At 70.3% G+C, this 16046-nt stretch carries 15 protein-coding genes; 7 read left to right on the forward strand and 8 right to left on the reverse strand.

Features of this window, described 5'->3' with window-relative positions; translation table 11 throughout:
• Positions 1-41: 41 nt before the first annotated feature.
• Positions 42-1682 carry a glycoside hydrolase family 43 protein gene (locus KOI35_RS36245; protein ID WP_308121305.1) on the reverse strand — a complete coding sequence of 547 codons (1641 nt, stop codon included), beginning with the start codon at positions 1680-1682 and terminating at the stop codon, positions 42-44.
• A 75-nt stretch (positions 1683-1757) separates the two neighbouring features.
• On the opposite strand from KOI35_RS36245, the gene KOI35_RS36250 reads away from it, so the two are divergent.
• Both KOI35_RS36250 and KOI35_RS49140 read left to right on the forward strand, forming a co-directional pair.
• Entirely contained in the window at positions 1758-2249 is a 492-nt protein-coding gene (locus KOI35_RS36250) for a nuclear transport factor 2 family protein (RefSeq protein WP_215793220.1), read from the forward strand.
• Positions 2250-2311: 62 nt separating this feature from the next.
• Positions 2312-4612, forward strand: coding sequence for a putative bifunctional diguanylate cyclase/phosphodiesterase (locus tag KOI35_RS49140; RefSeq protein ID WP_215793221.1), 2301 nt, complete (start codon positions 2312-2314; stop codon positions 4610-4612).
• 153 nt (positions 4613-4765) lie between these two features.
• Here KOI35_RS49140 and KOI35_RS36260 read toward each other — a convergent pair whose 3' ends face one another.
• Positions 4766-5203, reverse strand: coding sequence for an acyl-CoA thioesterase (locus tag KOI35_RS36260; protein WP_215793222.1), 438 nt, complete (start codon positions 5201-5203; stop codon positions 4766-4768).
• Positions 5200-5838, reverse strand: a complete 639-nt coding sequence (locus KOI35_RS36265) for a TetR/AcrR family transcriptional regulator (protein ID WP_215793223.1) — start codon at positions 5836-5838, stop codon at positions 5200-5202. The genes KOI35_RS36260 and KOI35_RS36265 overlap by 4 nt, the downstream gene beginning before the upstream one ends.
• 60 nt (positions 5839-5898) lie before the next feature.
• On the opposite strand from KOI35_RS36265, the gene KOI35_RS36270 reads away from it, so the two are divergent.
• Positions 5899-6642, forward strand: coding sequence for an SAM-dependent methyltransferase (locus tag KOI35_RS36270; protein WP_215793224.1), 744 nt, complete (start codon positions 5899-5901; stop codon positions 6640-6642).
• Positions 6643-6727: 85 nt separating this feature from the next.
• Here the strand turns inward: KOI35_RS36270 and KOI35_RS36275 are convergent, their stop codons facing one another.
• From KOI35_RS36275 to KOI35_RS36285, 3 genes are all read right to left on the reverse strand, one after another.
• Positions 6728-7444, reverse strand: coding sequence for a hypothetical protein (locus KOI35_RS36275; RefSeq protein WP_215793225.1), 717 nt, complete (start codon positions 7442-7444; stop codon positions 6728-6730).
• Between the two features lie 189 nt (positions 7445-7633).
• A complete protein-coding gene (locus KOI35_RS36280) occupies positions 7634-8425 on the reverse strand; it encodes an SAM-dependent methyltransferase (RefSeq protein ID WP_215793226.1) in 792 nt (263 codons plus the stop codon).
• Between the two features lie 53 nt (positions 8426-8478).
• On the reverse strand, positions 8479-9354 hold the full coding sequence (locus KOI35_RS36285; protein ID WP_308121306.1) for a Sco1979 family transcriptional regulator: 876 nt from the start codon (positions 9352-9354) through the stop codon (positions 8479-8481).
• 247 nt (positions 9355-9601) lie between these two features.
• Between KOI35_RS36285 and KOI35_RS36290 the strand changes: the two genes are divergently transcribed.
• Complete coding sequence (locus tag KOI35_RS36290; RefSeq protein WP_215793227.1) at positions 9602-11059, forward strand: NAD(P)/FAD-dependent oxidoreductase; 1458 nt, start codon at positions 9602-9604, stop codon at positions 11057-11059.
• On the opposite strand, the gene KOI35_RS36295 is transcribed toward KOI35_RS36290, so the two are convergent.
• On the reverse strand, positions 11006-11992 hold the full coding sequence (locus KOI35_RS36295) for a hypothetical protein (RefSeq protein WP_215793228.1): 987 nt from the start codon (positions 11990-11992) through the stop codon (positions 11006-11008). The genes KOI35_RS36290 and KOI35_RS36295 overlap by 54 nt on opposite strands.
• Before the next feature lie 76 nt (positions 11993-12068).
• On the opposite strand from KOI35_RS36295, the gene KOI35_RS36300 reads away from it, so the two are divergent.
• On the forward strand, positions 12069-12746 hold the full coding sequence (locus KOI35_RS36300) for an MBL fold metallo-hydrolase (RefSeq protein ID WP_308121307.1): 678 nt from the start codon (positions 12069-12071) through the stop codon (positions 12744-12746).
• A 562-nt stretch (positions 12747-13308) separates the two neighbouring features.
• Here the strand turns inward: KOI35_RS36300 and KOI35_RS36305 are convergent.
• Entirely contained in the window at positions 13309-13734 is a 426-nt protein-coding gene (locus KOI35_RS36305; protein ID WP_215793230.1) for a hypothetical protein, read from the reverse strand.
• Positions 13735-13981: 247 nt separating this feature from the next.
• Here KOI35_RS36305 and KOI35_RS36310 point away from each other — a divergent pair, with 247 nt between their 5' ends.
• Together KOI35_RS36310 and KOI35_RS36315 are read left to right on the forward strand one after the other, a co-directional pair.
• A complete protein-coding gene (locus KOI35_RS36310; protein WP_215793231.1) occupies positions 13982-15079 on the forward strand; it encodes a ScyD/ScyE family protein in 1098 nt (365 codons plus the stop codon).
• 86 nt (positions 15080-15165) lie between these two features.
• Positions 15166-15537, forward strand: a complete 372-nt coding sequence (locus KOI35_RS36315; protein WP_215793232.1) for a DUF3817 domain-containing protein — start codon at positions 15166-15168, stop codon at positions 15535-15537.
• Positions 15538-16046: the final 509 nt, after the last annotated feature.

The following is a 16046-nucleotide window of genomic DNA, read 5'->3' on the forward strand; positions in this document are numbered from 1 at the left end:
GCTGACGCTCCTCGCCCGAGCGCGCGCGTCGTGATGCCGGCCTATTGCTCCGGCGCGGCGCGGTAAGAGGCCCGGTCGAAGTCGGCGTAGGCGCCCTCGCGGCCCAGGTCCTGCACCCAGAGGCCGGTGAACGCGCCGGTGAAGCCCCAGGCGGCCGGCTCCCCGTCGATCTCGTGCGCGGCGTACTCGTCGGAGAGCGTGGTGGCGTCGAGCACCGGGCCGGCCGGCTGCCAAGGGGCGCCGGGGAAGGCGTACGCGAAAGTCAGTGATGGACCCTCGAACCGCAGGCGGAGCCGGACCGGGCCGGGGGAGGGGACCGGCACGCGGACGCCGGGGACCACCGCGACCCGGCCGTTGTCGCAGGCCAGCAGATCGAGCACGGGTGTGCCGTCGTCGTCGGCGGTGACGTGCAGGTAGTACCAGTTGCGGGTGTTGTAGTAGGCGGTGATTCCGGCCAGCTGCCGGTAGTTGCGGGGCTTGAACTCCATCGTCGCCTCGAACGTGCAGTCCTGGGCGACCACGCGGCGGGCCACCAGGCTGGGACGGTGCCGGCCCATCGGCGAGAACCCGCCGTGGATCCGCAGGTGGGACGGCCGCTCGGTGAGGGACACCCAGTCGAGGGTGGCCGGGCGTCGCAGCGTCGACCAGTTCACCCCGAGCCTGTCACCGTCGAAGTCGTCGTCCTCGACCTGCTCGGAGGACGGCGCCGGCGTTTCCGAGCCGACCGCGGAGTCGCGGGGCGCCGCGACCGTTTCCGCGGGGATGCCCTCGGCGATGCGCGGCCAGCCGTCGGCCGTCCAGGTCACCTCCTGGATCGCCGACTCGCGCCCGAGCACGCACCGGCCCAGCGGCGAGTACGGCCGGCCGACCAGGTGCGCGAGGTACCACTGGCCGCCCGGCGTCTCGACCAGGCTGCCGTGCCCGGCCTTCTGCAGGGTGAGCTTGGGGTGACCGGCCGATGTGAGCAGCGGACCGGCCGGGTCGGCCAGGTAGGGGCCGAGCAGGTGCGACGAGCGCGCCACGGTGACCTGGTGGGCCCAGCTCGTGCCGCCCTCGGCGGTGACCAGGTAGTACCAGCCGTCCTTGCGGTACAGGTTGGGTGCCTCGGTCACCGCGGCCGACGTACCGGTGAAGATCATCTGTTCCGGGCCGACCAGGGCGCGGGCCGACCGGTCGTACTGCTGGATCGAGATGCCGGCGAAGCGGTTCCGGCCGGGACGCCAGTCGGCCACCATCGACAGCATCCAGGTGGTGCCGTCGTCGTCGTGGAAGAGCGACGCGTCGAAGCCGCGGCCGTGCAGCACCACCGGGTCGGACCACGGCCCGGTCGGCGTGGGGCCGGTGACCAGGAAGTTCTGTGGGTCCCAGTAGCCGCCGGCGAAGGTGGCGACGTCGGAGTAGAGCAGGTGGAACTCGCCGTGGGCGTAGCTGAGGCTGGGTGCCCACACGCCGTTGGAGTCGCCGGTGCCGGTGAGGTCGAGCAGCCGCTTCTCGTTGAGCGCGCCGCCGAGCGGCGTCCAGTCGACCAGGTCGGTCGAGTGGTGCACGCGTACGCCCGGGAACCACTCGAACGTCGAGGTGGCGATGTAGTAGTCACCGCCCACCCGCAGGATCGACGGATCGGGATGGAACCCCGGCAGCACCGGATTCTGGATGTTGCGCACCGAGACCTGCTTTCCCACCGAAGCTCGTAAGTTCCGGACCATACCGCAAGTTTCGTCCGTACGGGGGTGGCGGCGGAATGCCATCCTGACGAGATGGACGACTATCGAAGCGTTTCCGCCTGGCGCGCCGCGGGTGAGTCCCGGGACGCGGCCGCGGCGGTCGCCACGTTGAGCGAAGATGTTCGTCTGATCTCCCCGATCACCGAGCAGTTCACGTTCGACGGGCGCGAGCGCATCCGGACACTCCTCGACGTCGCCCTGGGCGTGATCGAGGACATCACCTACACCGATCAGGTCGCCGAAGGCCGTACGGTGGCGCTCTTCTACGAGGCCCGGATCGGTGACACCCGGCTGTTCGAGGCGCAGCGGCTGCGGCTCGCCGACGACGGCCTGATCCGCGAGATCACCCTGTTCGTCCGGCCGCTGCCCGCGCTCACCCGGCTGATGACCCGGCTCGGGCCCGAACTCGCCCGCCGTAACGGTCAGCCCGGCCTGGCCCGGCTCATCCCGGTCACCGCGGGGATGCTGCACTCGATGGCCGAGACGGGCGAGAAGAAGTTCATGCCGAAGGCCGCGCCCCGATAACTCTCGGATCCGCCGCCGTCCGGCCGATCGTGTCCTCGCAATCAGCTGAGGACGGTGGACCGGTGAAGACGACCCTGCTGTGGCGTGACACGGCACTACGCATGCTGGCTGCGGCCACCCTGCTCGGGTGTGTCCTCTTCTTCGTCCTCGACGGCGATCCGGTCCACCAGGTGCAGGTCTTCTGGGCGTTCCAGGTGCCGCTGGACGCCGCCCTGACGCTCGGCGCGTGGCGTCTCCGGCAGATCTCGCCGCGCCACTTCCGCCGCTTCTGGGCCATGATCACCTTCGCCGGGGCGTGCTTCACGACCGGCGACACGATCCAGGCGATCACCAGCCTGGTGGCTCCGGGCGCCCCCTCGTTCAACGGTGGCACCGCGCAGACCGTGCTCTTCGTGGTCGGTATGAGCAGCAACGTGATCGCCTGCCTGATCTTCCCGCAGGGTCTGACCACCCGGCGCGAGAAGTCGGTGTTCTGGCTCGACGCGACGACGGTCCTGGTCGGCGGCGCGGTGGCCGCGTGGTGCTTCGCGGTCAACCCGCTCGGTGGCGCCGGCACCGACCGGGTCACGGCCGGCCTGACGTCGGCCCTGCTGGTCGTCTCCGCGTTCTCGGCCACCAAGGTCGCCCTGATCAAGGCGCCGCCGATGGCCCGGATCGCCGCGTGGCCGATGGTGGCGGCGGCCGGCCTGCAAGGCGTCATCACGTTCCTGCCGGGCGACTTCCAACAGGCTTCCCAGCCGTACGTGTTCGTCGCGCGCCTGCTGCCTTCCCTCCTCATCGCCATGGGGCCGTGGATCCAGCGGATCGTGCAGACCAGTGGTCACGTCTACGGCACCGGCCGCCGACGGGGTTACAGCCTTCTCCCGTACGGGATGATCGCCCTCACGCTGATCATCTTCTTCGCCATGCTTCCGGCCGACGTGTCGTCGCAACTGTGGGGCGCGGCGATCGGCGTCGTGGTGATCAGTTGCCTGGTCGCCGGGCGGCAGCTGGTCGCCTTCCACGACAACATGCAGCTGATCGGCCGGCTCGACATCGCCCTCGACGAGGTGCGCGGGCACGAGGCGCAGATGCGCGTGCAGGCGTCGACCGACGGACTGACCGGCCTGGCCAACCGGACGCGTTTCACCACCCTGCTCGCGGGCGCGCTCGACTCGGATACGGACGTGGCCGTCCTGCTGATCGATCTGGACGACTTCAAGACCGTCAACGACACCATGGGCCATGCGGCCGGCGATGCGCTTCTGGTGAGCGTTGCCGCGCGTTTGCGCGAGGCGGTGCGCGTTACGGACGTTGTGGCCCGGCTCGGTGGTGACGAGTTCGCGATCCTGCTGCCCGGCGCGGGCGCGGTCATCGCCGGACAGGTCGCCGACGACATCCAGCGGCGATTCTCCGAACCGATCGAGATCGGCCAGCATGTGCTGGCCACCCGGGCCAGCACCGGCGTCGCCTGCGCGCGGCCCGGCGACGAACCGTCCGCGCTGCTCAGCAACGCCGACATCGCCATGTACGAGGCCAAGCGGCGCGGCAAGAGCATGTGGGTCGAGTACACCGACGCCATGGGCGAGCGGATCAGCGCCGACGCGGTGCTCATCCGGGAGATGGCGCAGGCCGTCGAGCGTGGCGAGTTCACCCTGCTCTACCAGCCGATCGTGCGGCTCGGCGACGGCGTGCTGACCGGCGTGGAGTCGCTGATCCGGTGGAACCACCCGACCCGCGGGCTGGTCTCGCCGATCGAGTTCATCCCGCTGGCCGAGCGGACCGGTCAGATCGTCGCCATCGGGCGGTTCGCGCTGCGCGAGGCGTGCCGTCAGGCGGCCGAGTGGCGGCGTGCGCACCCGGCGGCGGCCCCGGTCATGGTCGGCGTGAACGTGGCCGGACGGCAGTTGCGCGAACCCGGCTTCGTGGCCGAGGTGGAAGCCGTGCTGACCGAGTTCGGGCTGCCCGCGTCCGGTCTCAACATCGAGGTGACCGAGACGGCCGTGTTCGACGACGAGGAGTCCACCGAGGCACTGTTCGACCTGCGCGGTCTCGGGGTGCGCCTGTCCCTGGACGACTTCGGCACCGCCGCGTCGTCGCTCGGCCTGCTGCTGACCACGCCGGTCACCTCGCTCAAGCTCGACCGCTCGTTCGTCGAGTCGATCACCACCGTCGGCCGGCAGGCGGCGGTGGCCAACGCGGTCAGCCAGATGGCCGCGGCCCTCGAGCTGTCGTCGGTGGCCGAGGGCATCGAGACCGCCGAGCAGCGCGAGGTGCTGCAGGGGCTGGGCTACCACTACGGCCAGGGCTACCTGTTCGCGCGCCCGCTGCCGGCGGCCGAGATCGCCGCCACCTGGCTGGCGCCGCAGCGGTCAGCCGCGTAGGAGCCCGGCCGCGATCGCCGCCGCCTGGCTGGCGCCGCAGCGGTCAGCCGCGTAGCAGCCGGGCCGCGATCGCCGCCGCCTGGCTGGCGCCGCAGCGGTCAGCCGCGTAGCAGCCGGGCCGCGATCGCCGCCGCCTGGCTGGCGCCGCAGCGGTCAGCCGCGTAGCAGACCGGCCGCGATCGTGCGGCCGTGGTCGGTCCACGGGGCCGGGCGCATGGTGGCCGGGTCCAGGCGGACGTTGACCCGGCGGCCCTCGGCGTGGACGGTGCCGCCGTCCGGCGAGGTCACCTGGAAGCGGTAGTCGGCGCTGGTCGTGCCCATCCGGTCGAGCCAGAAGCGGACGTCGACGTCGCCCGTGCCGCGGATCGGGCGGTGGAAGGTGATCTGGTATTCGCGGACCACATTGAACGCGTCCGGCGTGGTCGGCCGGCCGCCCGAGAACGAGACGCCACGCTCGGCCCACCAGAGCACGATGGCCCGCTCGACCAGCACGGCGTACCGGGAATTGTGCAGGACGCCCATCGCGTCCAGATCGTCGAAGTGGACCGGCTGGGGGACGACGGCCCCGTGGCTCTGGACGGCGGTGGTCATTTCGGCTCCGGAAGGATCGTCGGGTCGGTCACGACTGCTCGAAGGTGCTCGAACATCGCGCGGCGGGCATGGCGGAACGTGACGTCGGGGCCCAGCACCGACGCCTGCATCACGGCGCAGACCCCGAGCGACTCGGCCTGATAGGCGAGGTCGCCGGGATCGGTGCCCGGGCGCAGCTCGCCCGCGGCCACCGCGTCGGCGGCGAGCCCGGTGAGAAAGCCCATCCACTCGCGCAGTTCGGCCGCCAGCCGGTCGTGCACGGGACCGGGGCGCGCGTTGAACTCGAAGTGCGCGTTGGCGAAGAAGCACCGGCCGGGCAGAACGGCGGCCTCGTAGAAGTCGAGCCGCCGGTTGTGCACGGCCCACAGGCGGCGCACCCCGCGCGGCTCCGGCAGCGCGGGCCGGATCACCCGGTCGGTCCACTGCTCGCGGGCGTGCTCGATGACGGCGAGCTGCAGCGCCTCCTTGGAGCGCCAGTGCGCGAACAGGCCGGACTTGCTCACCCCGAGCGAGTCGGCGACCTGGCTGAGCGAGAGCCCGTCGAGCCCGGCCGCGGTGGTCAGCTCGAGCGCCCGATCGAGCACGGCCGTGCGCGTCCGCTCACCGCGAGCCAGGCGTCCGTCGTACGGGGTCATGGCCTGACCCTACAAAAAGACCGACCGTTCGTAAACATAGAATCGTGTTGACTGGGACACGTGGATCCCCGTCGAATCAGCTCGATAGCGCACACCCATCACCCGATCGCCGCGCCGGTCGCGGGTCTCACCGTGAACAAGCTGCTGCGGCGGGCCGGCCGGGGCCCGGCGGCCCGCATCCTCGACCTGGGCTGCGGGCAGGCCGCGTGGGCCATGCAGGCGCTCGCCCACTGTCCCGACGGGCAGGCCGACGGGGTGGACCTGAACCCGTACGCGCTGGAACGCGCCGAATCCATGGCGGCCGTGCGCGAGCTGGCCGACCGGTTGACGCTGCACGAGCGCGACGCTCGCTCCTACGTCCCCGACGGCGACTACGACCTGGTGCTCTGCGTGGGTGCCGCGCATGCGTTCGGGGGCTTCGGGCCGGCGCTCGAGCTGACCGGCCGGCACGCGAATCAGCACGGTGTGCTGATCGTCGGCGGCGCCTTCTGGGAGGTGCCACCGACGCCGGCCGCCCTGAACGCCCTGGATGCCAAGCCGTCCGGCCTCACCGACCTGGCCGGGCTGGTCGATCAGGCCGCCGACGCCGGCTGGCGGCCGGTCTACGCGCACGTGAGCGACCCGGCCGAGTGGGACGACTACGAGTGGTCGTGGACCGGCTCGGTGCTCGAATGGGCCCTGGACAACCCGGGCCATCCCGACGCGACCGAACTCACGCGCGTGGCCCAGGAGCGCCGCTCCGGCTGGCTGCGCGGTTACCGGGGCGTCCTGGGCTTCGCCACTCTGGTGCTGCGCCGCGCGTAGCCCTCTTCACGCGCGGCCCTCTTCACGCGGCCCTCTTCACGCGCGGCCCTCTTCACGCGGCCCTCTTCGCACGCGGCCCTCGGTGTCAGTCGAGGCTCGGCATGCTGGCCGCGCCCTTGTCGGCGATGATGTACGGGGTGTCGATGTCGGGCGTGCCCTCACCGATCGTGACCGCGGCGACGCCGACCCCGGTGTGCGCGATCTCGCCGGTCGGGTCCTGGATGATGTAGGTGTCCGTGCCGGTACGGATCGTGTAGGTCAGCTTGCCGTTCGACTCGCCGGTCTGGCGGAAGCGGAACAGCTGGTCCTTCGCCGACGAGTCGCACGCGACGGTCAGGACGGCCGCGGGCTTGCCGCCGGGGCCGAGCTTGGCCGACAGGCAGTACGGCTCGCCGCCCTTGCGGAGCTTGGCCGTACGGATCCAGAACTGGTCACCGACCGGGGTCAGGACGAACAGGTCGCTGTCGCCGAACTTCTCGGACAGCCCGACCTTGCCGCCGCCGACCACGCCGAGGGTCGCCTCGCTGTTCTTGGGGAGCAGCCAGACCTGGCGGGTGCCGCTGAACACGCCCTTGCCGGTCTTGGTGGTCGACGCGGCCGGCTTGGTGGCCGGGGCCGGTGACGTGGTGGTGGCCGACGGCGTCGGCGACGGCGCGGAACCGAGCGTCGAGGACGCCGACGGGGTGCTGGAGGAGCCGGGCGCGGCCGAGCTCGTGGTGGTCTCGGCGGCGGCGCAGGCCGAGGTGAGCAGCAGGCCGGACAGGACGGCAGCAGCAGGCGTGAGCCGGGTGACGATACGCACGAGAGGTCTCCTCGAAGGTGGGGGTGCCTTGGTGAGGAGAAGTCTTTCCAACCGGTCCCGGCCGCGGGCGGACGTGAACGAGTCGTGGCATCAACGGGGGAGATCGGGCAATCCGGCCCGATGGCGGAGTGATCCGTGGGGCGATCGAGCCGGGTGAGGCGACGTCTCACCCGGCCGGATCCGGGATGCTCAGGGCTTGCGGCCCACGGCCCCGTACGCCTCGATCGACTCGATGCCGTCGCCGTCGGGACGCCACGAGCTGATCTGGGTCAGGCCCGGCTCGACCAGCTCGAGCCCGGTGAACACGGTCGCCAGCTCCTCGGGGCTGCGCAGGATGTAGGGCACGCCGCCCGCCTGGGCCAGCCGCTCGGCCCCCTCGACAACCGCCTGGGACGTGTCGGTGCCGTCCCAGAAGACCAGGAAGCTGCCGGCCGGCACGCGGGCCATCACGGTGTCGACGATCCGGCGGATCTCGCCCAGGTCGGGCTCGTAGCCCATCACGCCCATGAACATGACAGCGATCGGCTCGTCGAAGTCGAGCGCCTGCTCGGCGTCGGCCAGGATCTTCTCGGGGTCGTGGTAGTCGGCGTGCACGTAGGTCGTGACGCCCTCGGTCGTCGTGCCGACGAGCAGAGCCCGCGCGTACGCCAGCACCATCGGGTCGTTGTCGACGTAGACGATCTTGGACTCGGGGGCGATGCCCTGAGCCACCTCGTGCGTGTTCTGCATCGTCGGCAGGCCGGTGCCGATGTCGAGGAACTGGCGCACGCCGGCCTCGGCGGCCAGGTGGCGGACGACCCGGATCAGGAACTTACGCGACTGCCGCGCCATCACCACGATCTCGGGATAGACCTGGGCCACGGCGTCGCCGGCGGCACGGTCGGCGGCGAAGTTGTCCTTGCCGCCCATCCAGTAGTTCCACATGCGCGCCGCGTGCGGCACGTCCGGCTGCAGGTCGGCGGGGGCCTCTTGGTCCGTCATGCCGACGTTTCTATCGGCCCGGCCACCCGAGCGCAAGCGCCCTTTGTGGATATTCAGGAACCGTCCAGATCGGCGAGCACACCCTTGAGGATGTCGGGGGTACGCGCCGGGGGAGCGGCCTCGATGATCAAGCGCCCGAAGGCGGCCGCGTAGTCGTCCACGTCCTCGCGCTTGTCCAGGTAGAGCGCGCTGGTCAGATGTTCGATGTAGACCACGTCGTCGAGCTCTTCGTGGGGGAACCGGAGGATGCTGAACGCGCCGCCGGCCGCCGCGTGCCCGCCCGAGTCGAACGGGATCACCTGGAGCCGGATGTTCGGGTCGTCGCACGCCTCGAGCAGGGCGACGATCTGCTCGCGCAGCACCTCGCGACCGCCGATCAGGCGCCGCAGCACGGCCTCGTCGAGCACCGCCCAGAAGGTCGGCGAATCCGGGCGGGCCAGCGTCTCCTTGCGGGTCATCCGCAGCTTGGCCAGCCGCTCGACCTCGTGCGGGCTCGGGTTGTTGTGCCCGAGGCGGATCACCGCACTCGCGTACGCCTCGGTCTGCAGCAGTCCGGGCACGAACTGGATCTCGTACGTGCGGATCAGTTCGGCGGCCTGCTCGAGGTCGAGGTAGCTGTGGAACCAGCTCTCCAGCACGTCGCCGTAGGTGTGCCACCAGCTCGGCGAGTTGGCCGCCTTGGTCAGCTCGAGCAGCCGGTCGTGCTCCTCCGGGTCGTCGACGCCGTAGAGCAGCAGGAGGTCGGTCACGTCGCGGGGCTTGAACCCGACGCGGCCCAGCTCCATCCGGCTGATCTTCGACTCGGAGGCGCGGATGCGGTAGCCGGCGGCCTCGCGGCTCACCCCGGCGTGCAGGCGCAACTCGCGCAGGCGCGCACCGAGCTGAAGCCGGCGCACGGTCGAGCCGCCACTGTCCCCACGCCCGATCACGATGATCTACCTGCTGTGTTGATCATGTGACACGCGAACATCCTCACCTCGGTGGACCCCAGCGTCCAGTGTGGATCCTCGGTAACCGGCCGGAGCGATCATAGCGAGCACCGGTCACGGACAGTACCGCACCCGCCGTCGCTCCGCGCCTACTCTCCGGCTTATTAATCCGCCGGAACGGACGGTAGACGAGTGTGACTCACATTGCATGCGGTCACAGACTCCGGTGCTGTCTCGTCCCGATGACATGGAGAAGCATCGTGTGGTCATCGTCGGCGCGGGATTCGGCGGCCTGTTCGCCGCCAAGAGCCTGCGCAAGGTCCCGGTCCAGGTCACAGTCGTCAGCGGCACCACCTATCACCTGTTCGAACCGCTGCTCTACCAGGTCGCGACCGGCATCCTCAGCGAGGGCGAGGTGGCCCCGCCGATCCGCGAGATCCTGCGCGGGCGTGACGACCTCGACATCCGCCTCGGCTGGGTCACCGACGTCGACGCCGGGGCCTCGACGGTCGAGGTCAGCGCGCCCGACGGGACAATCCGGACCATCCCGTACGACTCCCTGATCGTCGCCGCCGGAGCCAGCAACTCGTATTTCGGGAACGACCGGTTCGCCGAGCACGCACCCGCCCTCAAGAACATCGACGACGCCCTCGAGGTGCGCAGCCGGATCTTCCACGCGTTCGAGATGGCCGAGCTCGAGGAGGACCCGGCCGTCCGGCAGGAATGGCTGACCTTCGTCATCGTCGGCGCCGGGCCGACCGGGGTCGAGCTGGCCGGGCAGATCGCCGAGCTCGCCCACCGCTCGCTGAAGGGCCAGTACCGCCGGGCCGACCTGTCCACGACGCGCGTCATCCTGATCGACGCGGTCGACCGGGTGCTGCCCGCGTTCGACGGTTCGCTGTCGGCGGCCGCGCTGAAACAGCTGCGCCGGTTGCACGTCGATGTTCGCTTGAACACCAAAGTGAGCGATGTGGACGCGTACGGGGTGACGGCCTCGGACGGTTATCTCCGCGCGCGCACGAAGTTTTGGGCCGCCGGGGTCGCCGCCGCGCCGCTCGCGGACAGAATCGCGCAGTCCACCGGCGCCGGGACCGACCGGGCCGGACGCATCGAGGTGGAACCGGACCTGACCGTGGCCGGCCATCCGTCCATCTTCGTGGTCGGTGACCTGGCCGCGACCGGGTTGCCCGGCGTCGCGCAGGTGGCGATGCAGGGCGGCCGGTACGCGGCCCGGGTGATCGCGCGCCGGATCGCCGGCCGGCCCGCCCCGAAACCGTTCAAGTACTTCGACAAGGGCAACATGGCGACCATCTCGCGCTTCTCGGCCGTCGCCGACGTCGGGCCGCTGCACCTGAGCGGGCTGATCGGGTGGCTGGGCTGGCTCGGCGTGCACCTGTTCTATCTGATCGGTTTCAAGAACAAGGTGAGCACGCTGCTGCACTGGACGGTCAGTTTCCTGGGCCGCGGCCGGGCCGAACGCATCACGACCACACAGCAGATCCACGCCCGCAACGCCCTGCGCGTCGTTGCCATGCTCCCCGTCAGTGCTGCCGCCGAGCCGCTTGGCGGTGCTGCTGCCGTGCCGTCTGGCGGTGCTGCTGCCGTGTCGTCTGGCGGTGCTGCCGCCGAGCTGCCTGGCGGTGCTGCCGCCTTACTCGCCGGGGATCAGGTGGCGCCAGTTCACGACCAGGGTCTGCGCCGCTGACACGCGATAAAGGCCACCCGGCAACAGCTTTGCCCGTACAGCCCGGGCCTGCTCGCCGTGCAGCCGGCGCTCACCCAGGAACACCGTCACCCCTTCCGGCCACGGCTCGCTGTCCCACGGCTCGGCATCAACGTGCGCGCCGACGGCGCTCGGCTGTGCATGCTGCGCGTTTGCTGCGTCGGCCTGCTCGTATTGAGCGTTTGCGATGCCCGGCTGTGTGGAGTGCGCCTTTCTGGTGCCGGGCTGTGCGTATTGAGCGTTTGCGGGCCCAGGCTGCGTGGAGTGCGCGTTCGCGGTGCCGGGCTGCGTGGAGTGCGCGTTCGCGGTGCCGGGCTGCGTGGAGTGCGCGTTCGCGGTGCCGGGCTGCGTGGAGTGCGCGTTCGCGATGCCAGGCTGCGTGGAGTGGGCGTTTCTGGCGTTCGGGTTGGTTTGCGCGGGGTGCGCGTTGGTGGCGTTCGCTGGTGCGGTGGCGAGCAGGATGGCGTTCGGGCGCCACGGTTCGCCGCCGGTGAGAGCCTGGGTGCGCACATCCTGCACGTGAGTCGCCAACTCGTGCAGGGCGTCGGGGAAAGCGTGCAACGGGTCGCCGTCGTCCCAGCCGTCGAGTTCGGCGAATCGCTCGCCCGCGCGCACGATGTCGGTGGCGGCGCCGCCGCCCGGACGGGTGGGATCACGCCGGGTCTGCCGGGGATTGCCCAGCACCGCCTCGGCGTGTGCGAGCAACGACCGGGCCTGCCGGGGGCGCAGCGGCAGACTCGCGGTGGCATCGGCGTACGCGGTGTTGTCGTCGTAGACGGCGAGGATCGGCAGGCGGAGACCACCGCGCCGCGACCATTCGAAGACCCTTTCCCGCACGGCCGCCCGGGCACCGGCTCCGCCCAGTCCCACCACGACGGCCGCTCCACCCGCGACCAGAAACGCCCTACGATCCATGGTTTGCCAACTTAACCGGACAAATCGTCGGCGGGATGCTTCTGCCGAAACTCCACTCGCCTGGCATGATCTCGGTGTGCGTGAAGTGGTGGACGGTGTCTTCGAACTCAGCCTCAGTTTCGTCAACATGCATCTGGTCGTCACCGACGACGGGGTGGTGCTGGTCGACACGGGACTTCCCCGCAACTCCAAACGGATCGACCGGGCGCTGCACGAGATGCGCAAACAGATCGGTGACGTGACGGCCGTGCTGCTCACCCACCACCATTTCGACCACATCGGAAACGTTGCCGACGTGCGCCGCCGGTCCGGGGCGCGGGTGTTCGCCCACGCGGCCGACGCGCCGGTCATCTCCGGGGCCCTCGACCAGCCCCGGCCCAAGGGTCTGGCCAAGCTGGCCGTCCGGCTGATCGGCACGGCCGAGCCGACGAAGCTGGACCAGATCATCAGCGGCGACGAGTCGGAACCGCTGCCCGGCTTCACCGCCGTGCATACACCCGGGCACACCCGGGGCCACGTGTCGTACCTGCTCGAGCGGGCCGGCGGCGTCCTGTTTGCCGGCGACACCGCGTCGGGCACCCGCGAGGGCACGGTGAAGATCGGCCCGACCCAGGTCTCGGCCGACCCGGCCGAGCAGGGGCGCAGCCTGGCCAAGCTGGCCGGCTACGACTTCGACCACGCCGTCTTCGGGCACGGGCGCGCCGTGAACGGCAAGGCCGTCGAGCGCTTCCGGGAGTACGCCGCCGGCGCTTGAGCATCCGCCTCGCCAGGGCTTGCCGCTTCGTCGTGGCGCGGCAGTCGCGCGATCGGCCCAACGGTCCTGGAAGCGTGTTGGTCGTTGTTGCGCGCGGGTTGAGCGTTCGCGCGGGTGGCCGTGAGCGCGTTGGCTGATGGCGCGCGGGTTGAGCGTTTGGCGCTGGCTGTGAGCGCGTGTTGGCTGTTGTTGCGCGCCGGTTAAGCGTTCGCGGGTGGCCGTGAAGGCGTGTTGGTCGTTGTTGCGCGCGGGTTGAGCGTTTCGCGCTGGCCGTGAGCGCGTTGGCTGATGGTGCGCGCCGGTTGAGCGTCTTGCGCTGGCTGTGAGCGCGCGTTGGTCGTTGTTGTGCGCAGGTTGAGCGTTTCGCGCGGGTGGCCGTGAGTGGGCGTTGGCCGTCGGTGCGCGCCGGTTGAGCGTTTCGCGCGGGTGGCGTGGGAGCGTGTTGGTCGTTGTTGCGCTGGTCGCGCGTTCCGAGGCCGGCGTGAGGCGCCCTGGTCGTAGTTTGTGCGCCGGTTGAGCGGTCCACGGGCTGCCGGGGGGCTTGGCTGGCGTCGCGGAGCTTTCAGATCAGCTGGTGGATGCCCAGGGTGAAGGCCGGGCGGCGGCCGTCGCGCAGGGTTACCAGCTCGACCAACTCGGAGAGTGGCATCTCGGCTGCGCCGCCGCCGCTGATCGGGTGGGGGCGGCGGGGCTCGGTGCGGCCGCCGCTGCCGCCGCGACCGGGGTAGACGTAGAGGCCGTGCGCCGCGTCGGGGACCGCGTCGAGGGCCGCCGACACGACCGGGAGGGCCCGATATTGCTCCCAGGCCTCGTCGGTGTGGAAGGCGATCTCGAACAGGATGCCCCACTGGTGCTGGTGCCACTCCCAGCGGTAGGCCCCGTTGGTGATCGCCGCCTCGGTCAGGCTGTTGCCGAGCGAGTCGCGCCAGGCGCGCGCAGTGCCGCGTGGCCCGTCCAGGACCTCGATCGACCACCAGCGCAATTCCATGCCTCGACTGTAGAACCGCGCGGGCGGCCCACAGGCTCCCGCGCCGAAATCTGGCACACCGGACCGGAAATGATCAGGGTAAATGTCCGAACGTGAATAGCTGAATCGGGGGAGGCTGATTTCTTGAACGCCTCGGCCGAACGGATGGTTGCCGCGTGCGCCGTGCGCCCTAAATTTGGTTTGCTGATTGTTTCGTTCTCGGGGAGGACGGAAAGCCGATCTGGCGCATCTGTCGAGGGGGACAGAAATGAGAATCATCTATGCGCTGAAATTGGCCGCGGCCGTGGGGACGGGCGCACTCACGATCATTGCGAGTGCCCCGGCGCACGCCGGCGGCGGCCATGGGGAACAGCCACCGATCCGGACCATCACCACCGATCTCGACGGGCCGTTCGGGCTCGACGTCTACTCTCCGCGGGCCGCCCTGGTCGCGGAATCGGAGAGTGGTGAAGTCACGTCCGTCAATTTGAGGTCGGGTGCACGCACCACGCTGATCAGGAAAGCGGGCGGTGCGGCGGGCGTCGCGACGTACGGGGGAAAGATCTTTGTGGTTCTTGGCGGGCCTAATGAGGAAGGCCAGCCGCCGCCGTCGAATTATCCGCCCTCGTCGGTCTTGGTGGCCGACCGGAATGGCAAGCACGTGCGCGTGCTGGCCGATCTTCTGAAATACGAGTTGAAGCACAATCCGGACGGCCAGAAACAGTTCGACAAGTCCGGAAAGCCCTATGACGCGCTGTCCAACCCGTTCAGTCTGACCGCCACGAAATGGGGTCTTCTGGTCGCCGACGGCGGGGCCAACGACGTGCTGCGGGTGAATCCGCGTACCGGGCGGGTGTCCACGTTCTTCGTGCCGCCGAACCCGCGGACCAAGGAGTGCCTGGCCAAGGGCGCGCAGGCCAACCCGGGGACAGTCGGCTGCGACCCGGTGCCGACCGGCATCGCGGTCCGCGGCGAGCACGTCTACATCTCGACGCTCGGCGCCGAGAAGCCGGGCGCGGCGACGATCTACAAGCTGGACGGTCGCAGCGGCCGGGTGCTGCGCTCGTGGTCCGGGTTCACGTCGCTCACCGGCATCGCGGTCAGTCCGCGCGGCACGATCTTCGCCTCCGAGGTGCTGTTCGGCGCCCCGGCGGCCGACCCGCCGCCGCCCGGGTTCGACCCGTCCAAGGTGGGGCGCCTGACCCGCATCGACCACGGTCGTGTCACGCACGCCGCGGTCACCATGCCCACCGGTCTCGAGTTCGCCGACGGCAAGCTCTACGCGACGTCGTGGAGCATCGCCGGCCTGCTCGGCATCAAGCACGCCGGCCGACTCGTCCAGGTGAATCCGTCGGCCTTCCGATAGCGCTCGCGTTTGGCGAGCGGTGCGCGGCGCCGGGGCGACGACCAGATCGCTCCGGCGCCCGCATGATCACGCCCCGGTACGATCGAATGCCGCGTCTGAAACAGATCAGCCGACTCGATCAGGGGGCCCGCACCGTGCCGCAGCCGTACCGCATCTTCCGCATCACCGCTGTGGCCGAGGCGTTCTCGTGGGCCGGATTGCTGGTCGGCATGTATCTGAAGCGGGTGGCCGAGGTGACCGACATGGGCGTGTGGCTGTTCGGTCGCCTGCACGGTGCCCTGTTCATCGCCTACATCGCGGCCGCCCTGTGGACGGCGCGGGCCGAGCGCTGGTCGCTGCTGCGGACCCTGTTCGGGCTGGCCGCGTCGATCCCGCCGTTCACGTCGATCGTGTTCGAGCGCTGGGTCGCCCGCCGTCGCCCCGCCGTTGACGAGCCCGAGCCCGCCGCGGCCGCCTGACCGACCCTGCGGCGGTGGCCTGGGTGCGCGGCCTGTTTCCGGCGGACCTTACCCCGCCACGGCTGCCCGGCTGAGCCCTCCGTGGACCGGTGCGCCGCCTGTTTCCGGGCGGAACGCTCACGCGGTCGTGCGGTTGTTCGCCCCGTTCCGGCGTACAAATCGGGAATTGGTTTTTCGCCCTTATCGAGCTGATCGGTGAGGTTCGACTCGGCCGTTCGGGTGAACTCGGGAGCATCATTTCAGGGACGCATTAAACGTCTTGTCGGTGGGGGCCGTGGACCGGGATCGTCCTTTCGCCGGGTTGGCCACGAGCCGCTGGCGATGGGCGTCTCATGTCGGATATGCCGTTATCGGGGGTGCATATCCGGGGCTGCCTGCTCGTCGGTGCCGCTCGTGGCGACACCCGTCCATCCGTGCGGCGAAGGGGGCCGTACGGACATTTGTCGTGTTCCGATTTTTCCGTGCTCGCGCACGCCGGATAGACTCCGCCCCGTGAATGCTTGCTAGGT

The organism is Paractinoplanes bogorensis, from assembly GCF_018829635.1.
Lineage (GTDB): Bacteria > Actinomycetota > Actinomycetes > Mycobacteriales > Micromonosporaceae > Actinoplanes > Actinoplanes bogorensis.

Coding starts and splice junctions, on each gene's coding strand:
- KOI35_RS36250 (WP_215793220.1), top strand. CDS start 1,758: ATGGACGACTATCGAAGCGTTTCCGCCTGGCGCGCCGCGGGTGAGTCC.
- KOI35_RS36260 (WP_215793222.1), bottom strand. CDS start 5,203: ATGACCACCGCCGTCCAGAGCCACGGGGCCGTCGTCCCCCAGCCGGTC.
- KOI35_RS36265 (WP_215793223.1), bottom strand. CDS start 5,838: ATGACCCCGTACGACGGACGCCTGGCTCGCGGTGAGCGGACGCGCACG.
- KOI35_RS36280 (WP_215793226.1), bottom strand. CDS start 8,425: ATGACGGACCAAGAGGCCCCCGCCGACCTGCAGCCGGACGTGCCGCAC.
- KOI35_RS36290 (WP_215793227.1), top strand. CDS start 9,602: ATGGAGAAGCATCGTGTGGTCATCGTCGGCGCGGGATTCGGCGGCCTG.
- KOI35_RS36295 (WP_215793228.1), bottom strand. CDS start 11,992: ATGGATCGTAGGGCGTTTCTGGTCGCGGGTGGAGCGGCCGTCGTGGTG.
- KOI35_RS36305 (WP_215793230.1), bottom strand. CDS start 13,734: ATGGAATTGCGCTGGTGGTCGATCGAGGTCCTGGACGGGCCACGCGGC.
- KOI35_RS36310 (WP_215793231.1), top strand. CDS start 13,982: ATGAGAATCATCTATGCGCTGAAATTGGCCGCGGCCGTGGGGACGGGC.
- KOI35_RS36315 (WP_215793232.1), top strand. CDS start 15,166: ATGCCGCGTCTGAAACAGATCAGCCGACTCGATCAGGGGGCCCGCACC.